General features: G+C 47.4%; 1 pseudogene. It reads left to right on the top strand.

Annotated features, from left to right (window positions below):
- Positions 1–180: pseudogene (locus HC723_RS17140) on the top strand (IS3 family transposase); the annotation flags it as partial.
- Between the last annotated feature and the right edge of the window lie 124 nt (positions 181–304).

The following is a 304-nucleotide window of genomic DNA, read 5'->3' as shown; positions in this document are numbered from 1 at the left end:
AGTCGTGGAAGTTTAGGCTCTCGTCAATTAGCTAAGAAACTACGTGAAGAAGGCTTCACTATCGGGCGTTATCGTACTCGCACCATCATGCGTAAGTTAGGTCTTGTTGTGCGTCAGCGTCGAGCTTATAAAATCACCACCAAGCGGAAACATAGTGATAGCGTTGCAGATAATATATTAGTAAGCGTTCACCAGCACCCTATTGACAGGGCTGGTGAACGTTAAAAACCGAATACGTTTGGGTAGGGCTGTCGATTCGTCACGGCTGTGACGATTTCGGACACAACTGACCATGCTGAGAGGC

This window comes from Vibrio sp. S11_S32 (assembly GCF_014694465.1).
In the GTDB taxonomy this organism is placed as follows: Bacteria; Pseudomonadota; Gammaproteobacteria; order Enterobacterales; family Vibrionaceae; genus Vibrio; species Vibrio algicola.
The sequence above is the reverse complement of the archived record's forward strand: the minus strand, read 5'-3'. Positions and strand labels throughout refer to the sequence as shown.